This window comes from Streptomyces sp. NPDC028289 (assembly GCF_055565975.1).
Window position 1 is genome coordinate 342392 of the sequence record NZ_JBVHTI010000007.1, and the last position, 14670, is coordinate 357061.

The 14670-nt window shown below is 71.3% G+C and carries 15 protein-coding genes; 9 read left to right on the plus strand and 6 right to left on the minus strand.

The annotated features are described in order from the left end of the window. The first annotated feature begins 2 nt into the window (after window positions 1–2). The 5 genes from ACZ4UV_RS34730 (at window position 3) to ACZ4UV_RS34750 (ending at window position 6033) form a co-directional block, all read left to right on the plus strand. Window positions 3–773, plus strand: a complete 771-nt coding sequence (locus tag ACZ4UV_RS34730) for an SDR family NAD(P)-dependent oxidoreductase (RefSeq protein WP_451016725.1) — start codon at window positions 3–5, stop codon at window positions 771–773. Between the two features lie 98 nt (window positions 774–871). Beyond that, window positions 872–1990 carry an LLM class flavin-dependent oxidoreductase gene (locus tag ACZ4UV_RS34735; protein ID WP_351702659.1) on the plus strand — a complete coding sequence of 373 codons (1119 nt, stop codon included), beginning with the start codon at window positions 872–874 and terminating at the stop codon, window positions 1988–1990. 94 nt (window positions 1991–2084) lie between these two features. Then, a complete protein-coding gene (locus tag ACZ4UV_RS34740; protein ID WP_451016724.1) occupies window positions 2085–3815 on the plus strand; it encodes an N-acyl-D-amino-acid deacylase family protein in 1731 nt (576 codons plus the stop codon). Next, the gene (locus tag ACZ4UV_RS34745) at window positions 3812–5281 is read left to right on the plus strand and encodes an aldehyde dehydrogenase family protein (protein WP_467843386.1); all 1470 of its coding nucleotides are present in this window, start codon (window positions 3812–3814) and stop codon (window positions 5279–5281) included. Before ACZ4UV_RS34740 ends, ACZ4UV_RS34745 begins: the two co-directional genes overlap by 4 nt. 200 nt (window positions 5282–5481) lie before the next feature. Beyond that, complete coding sequence (locus tag ACZ4UV_RS34750; RefSeq protein WP_467843389.1) at window positions 5482–6033, plus strand: DUF3455 domain-containing protein; 552 nt, start codon at window positions 5482–5484, stop codon at window positions 6031–6033. A gap of 162 nt (window positions 6034–6195) precedes the next feature. On the opposite strand, the gene ACZ4UV_RS34755 is transcribed toward ACZ4UV_RS34750, so the two are convergent. Beyond that, window positions 6196–6582 (minus strand): nitroreductase/quinone reductase family protein, encoded by a 387-nt coding sequence (locus ACZ4UV_RS34755; protein ID WP_388922271.1) that lies wholly within the window; start codon window positions 6580–6582, stop codon window positions 6196–6198. Between the two features lie 169 nt (window positions 6583–6751). On the opposite strand from ACZ4UV_RS34755, the gene ACZ4UV_RS34760 reads away from it, so the two are divergent. Then, on the plus strand, window positions 6752–8401 hold the full coding sequence (locus ACZ4UV_RS34760) for an alkaline phosphatase family protein (RefSeq protein ID WP_451016721.1): 1650 nt from the start codon (window positions 6752–6754) through the stop codon (window positions 8399–8401). Window positions 8402–8538: 137 nt separating this feature from the next. Here ACZ4UV_RS34760 and ACZ4UV_RS34765 read toward each other — a convergent pair whose 3' ends face one another. From ACZ4UV_RS34765 to ACZ4UV_RS34775, 3 genes are all read right to left on the minus strand, one after another. After that, window positions 8539–9393, minus strand: coding sequence for a serine hydrolase domain-containing protein (locus ACZ4UV_RS34765; protein ID WP_467843394.1), 855 nt, complete (start codon window positions 9391–9393; stop codon window positions 8539–8541). A gap of 112 nt (window positions 9394–9505) precedes the next feature. After that, a complete protein-coding gene (locus ACZ4UV_RS34770) occupies window positions 9506–9697 on the minus strand; it encodes a DUF397 domain-containing protein (protein ID WP_451016719.1) in 192 nt (63 codons plus the stop codon). Between the two features lie 9 nt (window positions 9698–9706). After that, a complete protein-coding gene (locus tag ACZ4UV_RS34775) occupies window positions 9707–10561 on the minus strand; it encodes a Scr1 family TA system antitoxin-like transcriptional regulator (protein ID WP_467843398.1) in 855 nt (284 codons plus the stop codon). Between the two features lie 200 nt (window positions 10562–10761). Between ACZ4UV_RS34775 and ACZ4UV_RS34780 the strand changes: the two genes are divergently transcribed. Then, window positions 10762–11202, plus strand: coding sequence for an ATP-binding protein (locus tag ACZ4UV_RS34780; protein WP_451016717.1), 441 nt, complete (start codon window positions 10762–10764; stop codon window positions 11200–11202). Window positions 11203–11228: 26 nt separating this feature from the next. After that, window positions 11229–11471 carry a hypothetical protein gene (locus ACZ4UV_RS34785; RefSeq protein ID WP_451016716.1) on the plus strand — a complete coding sequence of 81 codons (243 nt, stop codon included), beginning with the start codon at window positions 11229–11231 and terminating at the stop codon, window positions 11469–11471. A gap of 209 nt (window positions 11472–11680) precedes the next feature. On the opposite strand, the gene ACZ4UV_RS34790 is transcribed toward ACZ4UV_RS34785, so the two are convergent. Continuing rightward, window positions 11681–12265 (minus strand): 3'-5' exonuclease, encoded by a 585-nt coding sequence (locus ACZ4UV_RS34790; protein ID WP_451016715.1) that lies wholly within the window; start codon window positions 12263–12265, stop codon window positions 11681–11683. A gap of 68 nt (window positions 12266–12333) precedes the next feature. Here ACZ4UV_RS34790 and ACZ4UV_RS34795 point away from each other — a divergent pair, with 68 nt between their 5' ends. Beyond that, on the plus strand, window positions 12334–12954 hold the full coding sequence (locus ACZ4UV_RS34795; RefSeq protein WP_451016714.1) for a hypothetical protein: 621 nt from the start codon (window positions 12334–12336) through the stop codon (window positions 12952–12954). 134 nt (window positions 12955–13088) lie between these two features. On the opposite strand, the gene ACZ4UV_RS34800 is transcribed toward ACZ4UV_RS34795, so the two are convergent. Further along, complete coding sequence (locus ACZ4UV_RS34800; protein WP_467843403.1) at window positions 13089–14600, minus strand: CehA/McbA family metallohydrolase; 1512 nt, start codon at window positions 14598–14600, stop codon at window positions 13089–13091. Window positions 14601–14670: the final 70 nt, after the last annotated feature.

Below are 14670 nucleotides of genomic sequence, written 5' to 3' on the forward strand. Positions count from 1 at the left end.
GCATGGGCAAGCTGGACGGGCGGGTCGTCATCGTCACCGGGGCGGCGCGCGGACAGGGCGAGCAGGAGGCGCGGCTCTTCGTCGCGGAGGGCGCGAGAGTCGTCGTCGCCGACGTGCTGGACGACCTGGGCGAGGCCCTCGCCAAGGAGATCGGGGCGCACTACGTCCACCTGGACGTGGGGGTGGAGGAGGAGTGGCAGGCCGCCGTCGCCGCCGCGAAGAGGGCGTACGGCCGTCTCGACGGGCTGGTGAACAACGCCGGCATCCTGCGCTTCAACGCGCTCGTGGACACGCCTCTCGACGAGTTCATGCAGGTCGTGCAGGTCAACCAGGTCGGCTGCTTCCTGGGCATGAAGACGGTGGCGCCCGAGCTCGACGACGGCGGGACCATCGTCAACACCGCCTCCTACACCGCGCTGACCGGGATGGCCGCGGTGGGCACCTACGCGGCCACCAAGCACGCGGTGCTCGGGCTCACCCGGGTCGCCGCGCTGGAACTCGCCGACCGGCGGATACGCGTCAACGCGATCTGCCCCGGCGCCATCGACACCGCGATGTCCAACCCGGCGCGGCTCGACCCGGCCGCCGACCCGGCGGAGATGAGCCGCGCGCTGGACGAGCTGTACCGCAAGCTCGTGCCGCTGGGCCGGATCGGCCGGGCGGAGGAGGTGGCCAGGCTGGCGCTCTTCCTGACCTCGGACGACTCCTCGTACATCACCGGGCAGCCGTTCGTGATCGACGGGGGATGGCTGGCGGGGGTCAGCGTCATCTGACGGCTCGTCAGCTATTGACGGTGGAGGCGGCCGGTGCGACAGTCGGCCAACGAACGGTATCTGACGGAGCGTCAGGAAATATGGGACGGTGAACCGCCTTGGAATTCGGGCTCTTTGTACAGGGATACGTGGGCAAGCGAGCCGAGACCGACCCGCTGGCCGAGCACAAGGCACTGATGGAGGAGACCGAGTACGTCATCCAGGCGGACCAGTCCGGCTTCAAGTACGCCTGGGCCTCAGAGCACCACTTCCTCGACGAGTACTCCCACCTCTCCGCCAACGACGTCTACCTGGGCTACCTCGCCCACGCCACCGAGCGGATCCACCTCGGCTCCGGGATCTTCAACCCCCTGGCCCAGGTCAACCACCCCGTCAAGGTGGCCGAGAAGGTCGCCATGCTCGACCATCTCACCGGCAACCGCTTCGAGTTCGGCAGCGGACGCGGCGCAGGCTCCCACGAGATCCTCGGGTTCATCCCCGGTGTGACCGACATGAACTACACCAAGGAGATCTGGGAGGAGACCATCGCCGAGTTCCCCAAGATGTGGCTCCAGGACGAGTACGTCGGCTTCCAGGGCAAGCACTGGCAGCTGCCGCCGCGCAAGGTGCTGCCGAAGCCGTACGGCAAGTCGCACCCCGCGATGTGGTACGCGGCCGGGTCACCGCCGTCGTACGCCATGGCGGCGAAGAAGGGGCTCGGGGTGCTCGGGTTCAGCATCCAGAAGGTCTCCGACATGGAGTGGGTCCTCGAGCAGTACAAGACCGCGATCGTGAACGCCGAGCCGGTCGGGGACTTCGTCAACGACAACGTCATGGTGACGACGACGGCGATCTGCGCGCCCACGCACGACGAGGCGATCCGGATCGCCGCGTCCGGCGGGCTGCACTACCTGCCGTCCCTGGTGTTCCGGTACCACGACACCTTCCCGCGGCCCGAGGGGTTCCCGGTGTGGCCGGAGACGCTGCCGGAGTACACGCCGGAGTTCGTGGAGCTGCTGGTCGAGGAGGAGCTGCTGATCTGCGGTGACCCCGACGAGGTGCTGCGGCAGTGCAAGCGGTGGGAGCAGGCCGGGGCGGATCAGCTGAGCTTCGGGTTGCCGGTGGGGGTGCCGAAGGAGGAGACGCTGCAGACGATCCGGCTGATCGGGGAGCACGTGATTCCGAAGATCGACACGGATCCCGTTCACCGGACCACGCGGTTCCGTCAGGGGGCTTGAGCGTCGTAGGCGGGTGCGGGTCGTGTGTGGCTGGTCGCGCAGTTCCCCGCGCCCCTGGGTAAGCAGTCCTGCCGCATACCAAGAGGTGAGCCACATGCTCGATCACGTCATCAAGGGCGCGACCGTTGTCGACGGGACCGGCGCGCCCGCCTTCACCGCCGACGTCGGTATCCGTGACGGCCGTATCGCCGTCGTCGGTACCGTCACCGAGGAATCCCGGACCAGCGAGGACGCCACGGGGCTCGTCCTCGCGCCCGGGTTCGTCGATCCGCACACGCACTACGACGCCCAGCTCTTCTGGGACCCGTACGCGACACCTTCGTTGAACCACGGGGTGACCACCGTCGCCGCCGGGAACTGCGGGTTCACCCTCGCGCCCCTGAATCCGGGACGCCCCGGCGACGCGGACTACACCCGCCGCATGATGTCCAAGGTCGAGGGCATGTCGCTGGTCGCCCTGGAGGAGGGGGCGCCCTGGAGCTGGAACTCCTTCGGGGAGTACCTGGACGCGCTCGAAGGGCGGATCGCCGTCAACGCCGGGTTCATGGTGGGGCACTGTGCGCTGCGCCGGTACGTGATGGGGGCGGACGCGGTGGGCGGGCAGCCGAGCGAGGAGCAGCTCGCCGAGATCGTCCGGCTGCTGCACGAGGCCATGGACGCGGGGGCGTGGGGCTTCTCCACCACCCAGTCCAGCACCCACTCCGACGGCGACGGGCAGCCGGTCGCCTCGCGGCACGCGCTCCCCGCCGAGCTGCTGGCCCTGTCGAAGGCCGTCGGGGAGCACGAGGGGACGCAGATCGAGGCGATCGTCGCCGGCTGCCTCGACCAGTTCAGCGACGCCGAGATCGAACTGTTCGCCGAGATGAGCGCGGTGGCCGGGCGGCCCCTGAACTGGAACGTGCTGACCGTGGACGCGGCCGTGCCGGAGCGGGTGCCGCGGCAGCTCCGGGCGAGCGAGCGGGCACGGAAGGCGGGCGGCAGGGTCGTGGCGCTGACCATGCCGATCCTGACGCCCATGAACATGTCGCTCGGGACCTTCTGCGCGCTGAACCTCATCCCCGGCTGGGGGCCCGTACTCGGGCTGCCGGTCCCGGAGCGGATCGAGAAGCTGCGCGATCCGGACGTACGGGCGGAGATGCTGGCGCGCGCCCAGTCCAAGGAGGCCGGGGTCTTCCGGCGGCTGGCGAACTTCGGGCGGTACGTCATCGGGGACACCTACAGCGAGGCGAACGCCGGGCTGTCGGGCCGGGTGGTACGTGACATAGCACAGGAGCGGGGCCAGGACCCCTTCCACACCCTGGTCGAGATCTGCGCCGCCGACGACCTCCGCACCGTCCTGTGGCCCATGCCCACCGACAACGACCCCGCCTCCTGGGCGCTGCGCGCCGAGACCTGGCAGCACGAGGACGTCATGCTCGGCGGGTCGGACGCCGGGGCGCATCTGGACCGGATGTGCGGAGCGCCGTACACCACCCGCTTCATCGGCGACTGCCTGCGCGGCCGCAAGCTGCTCGGCCTGGAGCAGGCCGTGAAGATGCTGACCGACGATCCCGCCCGGCTCTTCGGGCTGCGGGAGCGGGGGCGGATCGCGGAGGGCTGGCATGCGGACCTCGTGCTCTTCGACCCGGAGCGGATCGCCGCCGGCCAGGCCACCCTGGTGCACGACCTGCCGGGAGACAGTCCGCGCCTGGACGCGAAGGCGATCGGGGTGCGGGCGGTCTGGGTCAACGGCGTCGAGGCCATCCGGGACGACGTGGTGAGCGGGGCCGTACCGGGCAGGGTGCTGCGCTCCGGGCGGGACACCAGGACGGTGAGCACCCGGTGAGCGAGGCGAGCGCCGCGGCGGACGGGCAGCGGCTGTTCGTCGGGGGCCGGTGGGTGGCGCCCGACGACGGGTACTACGAGGTCGTCGACCCGGCGACGGAGGAGACCGTCGGCCGGGCCCCCGAGGCCTCCCGCGACCAGGTGCTGGCCGCCTGCGCGGCCGCCCGGGAGGCCTTCGAGGGCTGGTCGCGGACGCCGGCGGGGGAGCGGGCGGCCGTGCTCGGGCGGGCCGCCGACATCATCCGCGGGCAGCTGGGCCCGTACGCGGACCTCGCCCGCGCCGAGACGGGCGCGACCACCGGCACCGCCCGCGCGATGCAGGTGGGGGTGGCGGTGGCCCGGTTCCGTCGGTACGCGAACGTCGAACCGGCCGAGTGGGCGATCCCGCCGCAGATCAACGAGGCCGGGCCGATGGGGAAGGCGGGCGTGATGGGCGCGCTCGCCGTGCGTCAGCCGGTCGGCGTGGTCAGCTGCATCACCTCGTACAACAACCCGTGGGCCAACCCGGCGGGCAAGGTCGCGCCGGCGCTGGCGATGGGGAACACGGTGGTGGTGAAACCGGCCCCGCAGGACCCCCTCTCCGTCTACCGGATGGCGGAGGCGCTGGAGGCGGCGGGCGCCCCGCCAGGCGTGGTGAACGTCGTCTCCGGGCGGTCGACCGGTGTCGGCGAGGCGGCCGTGGCCTCCCCCGACGTCGACATGGTGAGCTTCACCGGCTCCACGGCCGTCGGGCAGCGCATCGCCGAGGTGTGCGGGCGGGACATGAAGCGCCAGTTGATGGAGCTGGGCGGCAAGGGCGCGGCGGTCGTCCTCGACGACGCGGACGTCGGTTCGGCGGTGGCCGGGATCGGCACCACCTTCTCCTTCTACAGCGGGCAGATCTGCACGGCGCCCACCCGGGTGCTGGTGCAGCGCGGACTGTACGACCGGCTGGTGGACGGACTGGCCGCGTACGCGGGGCGGTTGAGGGTGGGCGACCCGGCCGCGCCGGACACGGTGGTCGGGCCGTTGATCACCGCCGAGCACCGGGCGCGCGTCGAGTCGTACGTCGAACTCGGCAGGAAGGAGGGCGCGACGGTGGTGGCCGGCGGCGAACGCCCGCCGCTGGAGCGGGGGTTCTACGTGCCGCCCACCGTCCTCGCCGACTGCACGAACGACATGCGGGTGGCGCGGGAGGAGATCTTCGGGCCGGTCGTCTCCGTCATCCCCTTCGACGACGAGGAGGAGGGCATCGCCCTCGCCAACGACTCCGACTACGGCCTCATCGACTACGTCTGGTCCGGGGACGTGGCCCGGGCCTTCCGGGTGGCCCGGCGGCTGCGGGCGGGCGGGGTCGGCATCAACACGGTGGGCCGCAACATGGAGGCACCCTTCGGGGGCTTCAAGAAGAGCGGGGTCGGCCGGGACGTGGGCTCGTACGCCCTGCACGCCTACAGCGAGGTGCAGGCGATCGTCTGGCCGGGGTGAGGTGTCGACCAGGGCTGTTCACTTGCCCTTTGGGGATCGTCGTGGTGCCCCGTGCGGGCAGGGATCGGGCAATCGGCTCCGCAGGCGGTGGCGGATCCGTAGCGTCCGGACATGACAAGGGGGACGGCCGGTTTCCGGATCGTCGATGTCCGGCCGCTCTCCCGTCCCGGAACACGCACGACATCCTTGGAGCCCACTCCATGAAGCTCGCCAAGAAGATCGCCCTGACCACCACGGCCGTCGCCGCCGCGGCCGCCGCAACGCTGGCGGGTACGACCGCCGTCCAGGCCTACTCCGCGCAGCCCGCCCGCCTCCCGGCCGTCCACGCCCCCGCCGCGCTCGCCGTCCCCGACGGCAACAAGCTGACCGGCGTCTACTCCGCGCACGGCGTGCAGACCTACACCTGCACGGACGGCGCCTGGAAGCTCCTGGAGCCCGCCGCCACCCTCTCCGACAAGCGGGACCGCGCCCACCGCCCGGTCGCCCTGCACTCCCGTGGCCCGGTCTGGGTCTCCACGGTCGACGGCAGCGCGGTCAACGCCTCCGCGGTCGCCACCTCCGCGAAGGACGGTGCCGTACCCGAGCTGCTCCTGAAGGCCACGGCCACCCGCGGCGCCGGCACGTTCGAGGGCGTCACCTACGTCCAGCGCCTGGACACGGAGGGCGGCGTGGCCCCGGCGGCGGCGTGCACCGGCACGGACCAGGTCTCGGTGCCGTACTCGGCGACGTACGCGTTCTACAAGGCGAGCTGAACGCCGCCGCTCCGCTGGAAGCGCCGCGACAGGCCGTCGGTCGGCTGCGGCGTCGTCGTGGCTGGTCGCGCAGTTCCCCGCGCCCCTTCGGGGCGCTCCTGTTCGGGGCGCTCGTGTTCGGGGTGCTCGTGTTCGGGGTGCTCGTGTTCGGGGTGCTCCTGTTCAGTCGGTCAGGTCGACCCGGATCGTCAGGAGCTGTGTGCCCAGGGCCTTCACGGCCATGCTGTTGCCCTTGGGCAGGGTGCGCAGCCGGGCGACCGGGTCGTCGTCGGGGAGCAGGTGGGCGGTGCCGGAGTGCCACCGCCCGCCGATCCGCACCCGGACCCGCGGATCGGCCTGGATGTTCCGCACGTACTGGGACTTCGTCCCGAACTCCGACACCAGCCAGAAGGAGTCCCCGACCCGCTTCCCGCCCAACGGCGTCCGCCGCGGCTGCCCGGAGACGCGGCCGGTGGTCTCCAGCAGTGTCTGGAAGGGCATGAGCCGGGTCAGCGGATTGGCGACGTACCGCTGGAAGGCGGTGGTGATCCGGAATCTGCGGTCGGACATCGTTCCTCTGTTTCCGAAGTGGGCTACAGGCCGGTGGGCTTTGCGCGCCGACATGACGTTCTTTGACAGAATCGGGTACGCAGGTCCGGTTCCGTACACGTTCTCCTTCTCGAATGGCGGTGCGTCACCCGCAGGGGCACAAGCTCCGCACAGTTTCGAGGAGAACCCCGTGTTCCGACACCCGCTCCGTCCTGTCGCGGCTGCCGCCGCCGCGCTCGCCGCCGTCGGCGGTCTGACCGCCGCGACAGCCGGTCCCGCCTCGGCCTTTCCCGCGTCCCGCTCCCGGCACGTCCTGCTGCTGTCGGTCGACGGCCTGCACCAGTCCGACCTGGCCTGGTACGTGGCCCGGCACCCGCGTTCCGCGCTCGCCCGCCTGGCCGGCGGGGGCGTGGAGTACACCCACGCCAGAACCACCGTCCCGTCCGACTCCTTCCCCGGCATGGTGGGACAGCTGACCGGCGGGGACCCGGGCGTCACGGGCGTCTACTACGACGACTCCTACAGCAACGCCCTGCTCCCGGCCGGCACCACCGACTGCGCAGGCGTCGAGCCGGGCGCCGAGGTGGACCTCACCGAGGACCTCGACAAGAACCAGAACTCACTCGACGCGGGCCAGGGCCTGTCCGGCCTGCCCGGCAGCATCCTGAACATGACCGGTGACGCCGCCGGCCTCATCGACCCGGCGAAGCTGCCCGTCGACCCGAAGACCTGCAAGCCGGTCTACCCGCACTCCTACCTCAAGGTGAACACGGTCTTCGACGTCGCCCGCAAGGCGGGGCTGCGCACCGCGTGGTCGGACAAGCACGTCGCCTACGAAATCCTCGACGGGCCGTCCGGCGACGGCATCCAGGACCTTTTCGCCCCCGAGATCAACAGCCAGGCCATCGGCTACCCGGCCGGACAGGACTGGACGAAGGACAACGCAGCCACCGAGCAGTACGACGCGTACAAGGTGAAGGCAGTCCTCAACGAGATCGACGGGTACGACCACAGCGGCTCGCGCAGGACCGGCGTCCCGGCGGTCTTCGGGATGAACTTCCAGTCCGTGTCCACCGCCCAGAAGCTGCCTGTCTCCGACGGCCTGACGGGTGGTTACACCACGCCGGGCACCCCCGGCCCGCTGCTCGCGAAGAACCTCGACTTCGTCGACCAGGAGGTCGGGGCGTTCCTCGACGAGATCCGCAAGCGGGGCCTCGACGGCAGCACGACCGTCATCCTCTCCTCCAAGCACGGCCAGTCGCCCACCGACCCGAAGGCACTGACCCGCATCGACGACGGGCCGCTGCTCGACGGGCTGAACGCCGCCTGGAAGGCCGCTCACCCCGGCGCCGGTGATCTGGTCGCCCACGCCGTGGACGACGACGCCATGCTGCTGTGGCTCAGCGACCGTTCCCAGGCCGCCGCCGAGTTCGCCAAGGCCTACCTGCTCGCCCGGTCCGGCACCGGCAACGGCATCGACGGAGCCGCCAGGACGTTCACGGCGAGCGGCCTGAAGACCGTGTACGCCGGTGCGGAGGCCGCCCGGTACTTCCATGCCCGGCCCGGCGACTCGCGTGTGCCCGACGTGTTCGGCATCAGCCAGTACGGCGTGGTCTACACCGGCGGCAAGGGCAAGATCGCGGAGCACGGCGGAGCACACGCCGACGACCTCGACGTGCCGCTCGTCGTCTACGGCGCCGGCACCCCGCACGACGTGCGCGTCAACGCTCCGGTGCGGACCACGCAGATCGCGCCGACGATGCTGCGGCTGCTCGGCCTGAACCCGCGGGACCTGGCCGCCGTGCGCATCGAGCACACCCGGTCGCTGCCGGTGCGCTGACCAGGCCCGGGGCCGCACCGTCGGCTGCGGCCCCGGCCGACGGTGTGGGGGTCTGGGGGCGTGCCGGGATGTACGCCGAAGGAGCTTCTGTTCTGCTCCCCGAACCGCGCTGAGCATCCGTCGGCGGCGCGTAGGACTCACTCGTCCTGAAGTTCGACAGTGTTGCTGGGTGCGGTCTGCTGCAGGACCTCGATGCCCAGTTGGTCGGTGCGGTCTGCTTGTCCGGTGAGCCGGTGCACCACTACCCATCTGCCGTCCGGCACGGCGCCGGCGAAAACGGAGGCGTCACCGGTGGCGCCGTTGTGCCAGAGCACGGTGCCGGACTTCTGCCAGGACAGGGCGGGCTCTCCCAGTTTCCGGTCGACGAGGAGGGCGACCACCAGATCGGCGGCGGCCCGCGGGGTGGCCCAGAGGCCTCCGGCGGGCAGGATGGCGCCGGTCATGGTCCAGGGGCGACGTGGGCGGCCGAACAGCCCGCGGCTGTGCAGGCGTCTGTCCGGCGGAGGAGTGCCGGTCACCTCCGTGATGTCCAGAGGGGCAAGGACGTAGTGGTTCAGGAGGTACTGGTAGGACATCCCTGTGGCGGAGGTGAGTGCGGCTCCGAGGATGGCGTACCCGAGGTTGGAGTACTCCTCGGTGTGGCCGGGGGCGGTGGTGGCGAGGGTGTCCAGTCCGTGGAGTACGGCGTGCAGGGCGGCATCGTCGAAGGCGGCGTAAGGGTCGCGCCGGTTCAGGTGCGGGGGCAGCCGTGGCAGTCCCGAGGTGTGCTGGGCGAGATGCCTCAAGGTGATGCCGGTACCCCGCGGTACCGGGAGGAACTCCTCCAACGGGGCGTCCAACTGAAGCACCCCCGTCGCAGCCAGTCGGGCCAGCACGGTTCCGGTGAGCGGCTTGCTCAGAGAGCCGATCTGGACGTACGAGTCCAGGGCGTGTCCATGCTGGACCTGGGGGGCTTGGCCGCTGCTGAGGACGCAGGTGGGAACAGGGCGCACGGCACGCTCTCCGTAGGGATCGGATGATGGTGGGTGAGGAGGCGCCCAACGTCGACTCCCGTTGCTCCTTTGGCGCGCATCTCGGTCACATCCCGGCGGCTGCCCGGCACGGTCACCGTCCGCCGGACGACTTCACCATGTCGAGCAGACCGCCGAAGGCCCTGGCACCGACGGTGAGGACACTTCGGGGCGGGTCGGCGTCGGCTATGCGGACGGTGGCGGGGGAGCCGGGGGTGGTGGATATGTGGACACAGGCCTCTCCTTCTTGGCAGTAGGACGACTTCCGCCAGGTGTGTGTGGACATGCCGACTCCTCACATGTTCTGGATGATGGCGTGGATCAGGTCGCGGGACTTCTCAGGGCTGAGGGCGGTGGCTTCGACGACGTCCAGGAGACGTCGGTACTTCTCCAAGTGGGCCTCGGCGTCGAGCAGTACGGGACCGTGGAACTGGTCGAGTTGTACGGTGTCCAGCTCCGCCACGGGCCCGCACAGGTAGTTGATGGACTGGCCTGATCCCGGGAAGGCTCCGACGTCGAAGGGAAGCACCCGCAGGGTGATGTGATCCCGCAGGCTCATGCTGATCAGGTGCCCGAGCTGGTCGCGGGCCACTTTCCGGCCGCCCACCCGCATGTGCAGGGCGGCTTCGTGGATGACGGTGCTGTACGGATTCGGGTTCTCACGGAACACCACGTCCTGGCGCTTGATGCGGTGTGAGACGCGGTGCTCGACCTCCGGCGGGGTAGGAGTGGGGATCGCCTTGCTGAAGATCTCCCGGGCGTGCTCGGCGGTCTGGAGCATGCCCGGGATGTGAGCGGTGAAGGCGGTACGGACAGCTGTCGCGTGGTGCTCCAGTTCGGCGAGGGTGAGCAGTCCGGAGGGAAGCACTTCGCGGTACGTCTCCCACCACCAGCCGCGTGTCTTCTGCGCGGCCATGTCGGCGAGGGCGTCGACGTAGGGCTGGTTCGTGCACGAGTAGAGGTTGGCCATGGCCCGGACGCGGTCAGGGCTCACTCCGAACCTGGCCGACTCCACGTTGCTGAGTTGACCCGAGCTGGTACCGAGCATCTGGGCCGCCTCGGTGGAGGTCAGGCCCGCCCGCTCGCGGAGTTTGCGCAGCTCTGTGGCGAGCCGGACGCGTCGGGCCGTTGGCGCGGGCCTTGGCGTCATGAGTGCTTCCTCCTAGCGGACGTACAGCGAGCCTGTCACTCACACGAGGGAGATGAGGCCGAGATCCTTCGAATGCCCGCAAAGCTGCTTTGCGAAGCCCCTATCTTCGTCTCAGGCGCCACGCCTGGAAGCGCACCGTGGGACGCCACGGCACAGACACCAGGCATCTGTCGAACTCCCCTCAGCGACCGGAGACTTCCATGGCCACCGTATCCCCGCCCTGGGCGTACACCCTGCACCTTCCGCACGATCCACGCGCACCGCGTATCGCACGGGGCACCCTGAGACTGGTCCTCGCCGCGCACGGGCTCCCGGAGCTGGCCCCGACCGCGGAACTGGTGGCGGCGGAGCTCCTGGCCAACGCGCACTGCCACACGAAGGGGCCGTACGCGCTCCGGCTCCGCTCGGCCGACAACGGCCGCCTCCGCGTGACCGTATGGGACACGGACCCCCATGTCCCGCCCGGCTTCTCGACTGCCCCCGCCCCACCACCCCCACCCGACGCCGAGCACGGCCGCGGCCTGCCCCTGGTGCGGGCCTGCGCGGACAAGTGGGGCGCGGCGGTGCTCCGTGAACTGGGCGCGTCGAAGGGCCGCAAGGTGATGTGGGCGGAGTGCGGAGCCGGGGCGGCGGCGTGGTGACCAGGGCCATGCTGAGAAGCGGAGCGATGCCCCTCCCGGAGATCCGGACCGTGGACGACCTGCGCAGCGCGCTCAGCCGCTACGGCTTCCCGGGCGATCGCGAGCGCTTCGAAGCGGAGCTGGCATCCGCCGTAGGAGCCTCCCCGACCGGTGACTTCGCAGGCGCTGCGGCGGTGGTCCGCGCCTATCGGCACCGCGTCCTGATCAGGAACTCGGCCGAGATCATGACGGCTCTGGAAGACGCGCGAGCCGAAGGTGGCGACGGGTGAAAGAAGTCCCGCTGGAGGAGGCCGAGCCCGCGAGGAAGGCGTTCGGCAAAGTCGCATAATGCGACACAAGCAGGATCGAGCCTCGTTCGACCGCGGACCAAGAACGTCAAGCGGAGTCGGTGAGATCCACCGGCCGCCGGGCGGTGGGCTCGACGCACGTGTCGATCAGCGCGACCCGTTCCGCGAGTTCCGTCAGTTCCCCCATGGCGTCAGGCGAGGTGTTCCACTGCGGCCGGCCAGCGGCCCTGGGCGGAGAGGTGAAGCACGAGGGACGCGATGTTCCAGGCGTCGTCCTCGCCCCGGTGGTGCCGGCCTTCGAGCGGCAGCCCGGCGATCTCCAGGGCCTGGGCCATGCCGGGGCGCTTGCGCAGGCCGTACGCCTCGGTGAAGGCGGCCTTGGCGTTGGTGTGCCGGCGGTTGAAGGGGTACGGCGTCCGGGTCGCCTGGCACTGCCGGGTGAACTGGTGGCGGTCGTAGTCGCCCCAGCTGGCCCACGGCCGGGCGCCCGCGCGGTGGTCGGCCGCCAGCAGCCGGCACGCCTCGGCGAAGGTGACCCCCCGGTCGACCTCGGGCTGGGTGAGACCGGTCAGCTCCGTGCAGAACGCGCTGACCGTGGAGCGGGCGGGCCGCACCAGGATCCGGTGCCGGGCCAGCCGCTCGCCGGCCGCCAGGTCGACGACGGTCAGCCCGACCTCGATGATCTCGCTGACCTGGCCGGGCGGCGGGGAGCCGGCCCAGCAGGTCGCCTCGACGTCCACGACGTTGACGAGCCCCTCGGCCCAGGCGCTGTCCATGACGGGAAGCGTAGGGAGGCGCGGCGGCCGGGGCACGCGAGTTTCGGCGCGGATGGCACGATGCGCCGGTGAGCTACTTCTCGTATCACCGCATCGGCCCTGGCCACGACCGGCCGCAGCTCTCGGAGCCCAGGCCGGCCGAGCCCGGTGAGTGGCCGAAGCTGGAGGCCGCGCTCGCGGTGGTCAACCGCGACCTGACGGCGACCCTGCCGGGGCAGGACCCGCTGGTGCTGATGGTCGACATGCGACAGACCCTGCCCCCGGGCGGCATCGACAGGGGGCAGGTCTACGTGGCGATGCCCGACGGCCGCTGGCAGGGCAAGGCGGTGAACGCGTGGGACCCCGAGGAGGGCGACCCGCCGGAGCCGGACGACGAGGCGACGGTGCTGACCGTGGTCGCGGACGCGGCGCAGGAGACCGTCGTGGAACTGCTCTGGCAGGTCTGGCCGCTCTGCGGGGAGCACAAGCTCGGGATGCACGCCCGTCCCGCAGGGACCGCCGATGACTGGTACCCGGGCGCGACGGACGCGGCTGGACCACCGGTGTGGTGGTGCCGGGGCGGCCGGGACGGCGCCTGCCACGACGTCGCCCCGGTGGGCGAGCTGGCCGCCACCCTGCCGGGAAAGCAGCGGCGCGCACTGCGGCGCGAACTGCGGCGCAGCGAGCGCGGGCGGGACGGCCGCCGCTGAGCGCTTCGCTTGGAGGGGCCGCGATGTGGCGTCTGCCGTCCGCCGTCTGCGGCGCCGTCGTGGCTGGTCGCGCAGTTCCTCCCCCAGCCTTCGGCCGGGGGCACCCCCAGCGCCCCTAACGGGGCGCTGCCACCTCACCGCCCCAGGAAGATCGGGTTCGTCAGTGCCGCCAGGGCGCCGGGGACCGGGCCCGCCGCTGTCTCGTGGCGGATCTCCGCGCGGACGTAGGCGGCGTACGACGGGGTCGTCTGCCACTCGACCACGCCCGAGCCGGCCACCGGGAGCGGGTCGCTGGTGAGGAGGACGCCCTCGTCGGTGACGAAGCGGACCGTGCAGCGGGGGACGCCGGAGGCCTCCAGACGGACGGTCACCGGGGTGTCGGGGGCGACGGCGAGGCGTTCGCCGATGCCCGCCCGCTCGCCGCGGCCGCCCGTCGCCGTGAAGCTCAGCGTCACGTTCTTCGACTCGGCGATGTAGGAGCGGCCCGCGCGCAGGCCCTCCTGGATGGCCTCGCGGCTCAGGTCGTCGGCGAGGACGACCGTCTGCGGCGAGCCGACGGCGTCCGGGTCCCGGTGCGCGTCGCTGTTGCCCATGCCCGGGAGCCACTGCCGGTTCTCCCGGACCGACGCCACCAGCGTGGCGTCCCACGCGGCCAGGGCCACCTCGTCGTCGGGGGTGTAGGGGCCGTTCCAGACCTCGACCGCGTCCGCCTCCCCGAAGCCGAACTTCCAGGCGCAGCCGACGCAGGTCGCGTGCGGGTGCGCCGGTACGACCAGGCCGCCGGCCTTGTGGATCTGGTGGGCGAAGCGGCCGAACCGGTTGTCGCGGGCCCGGTAGCGCCAGTCGACGAAGGTCCCGGGCTCCGTGCCGAGGGCGACGACATGGCCGTTGCGGGTGGTGACCTCCTCGCCGAGCATGATCAGCAGGTCGTCGCCGGCCTGGTCCGCCCAGTGGGCGTGCGACGAGTGGGTGTTGTGCTCGGAGGAGTTGATGAAGTCCAGACCGGCGGCGCGGGCGAGGGCCGCGATCTCGGCGGGGGTGCGGCGGCCGTCGGAGTACCAGGAGTGCAGGTGGCAGTCGCCGCGGTACCAGTCCCGGCCGCGGCCCTTGGCACGGGAGGGCGGGTAGACCGGGTGGACGGGGGTGCCGGGTTCGCCGTACGTCAGGGTGATCGTCAGCTCGTACGACAGGCCCTGTGGGGCCACCGTGTAGGGGCCGAGGGCGACGTACCAGGTGCCGGCGCCGACCGGGCCGGGGATGTAGCCGGGGGTCGCGTCGTCGGCGCGGACGAAGAACTCCGTGCGGGCGCCGCCCGACCAGCCCCGGAAGCCCTTGCCGCCCAGTTCGGTGCCGTGCTGGTCGAAGAGGCCGATGTCGAGCGCGTTGCCCGTGGTGCCGGCCGGGACGCCCGGCCTGTCGTAGGTGTAGGAGACCTCGAGCTCCCGTACGCCGGTGGGCACTTCGACCGGTACGTACACGAAGTCCGGGCAGCCGGGCGGCAGGGTGCCGCTCACCGTCGCCGTCTTCCGAGCCCCCTGGTCCTGACCGTCCGCCGCTGCGAAGCTCACGCTTCCCAACGTAAGGGCTGTGGCCGCGCCCGTCACGATCAGCGCGCGTCTGCCGATGCCGTGCGTGTCCTCACACATGCCGCTCACTCTCCCCTCCGGACGTGAACTCCCACGGAAGGAAAGGGAATCCACAGGTATCCGTCTGTCA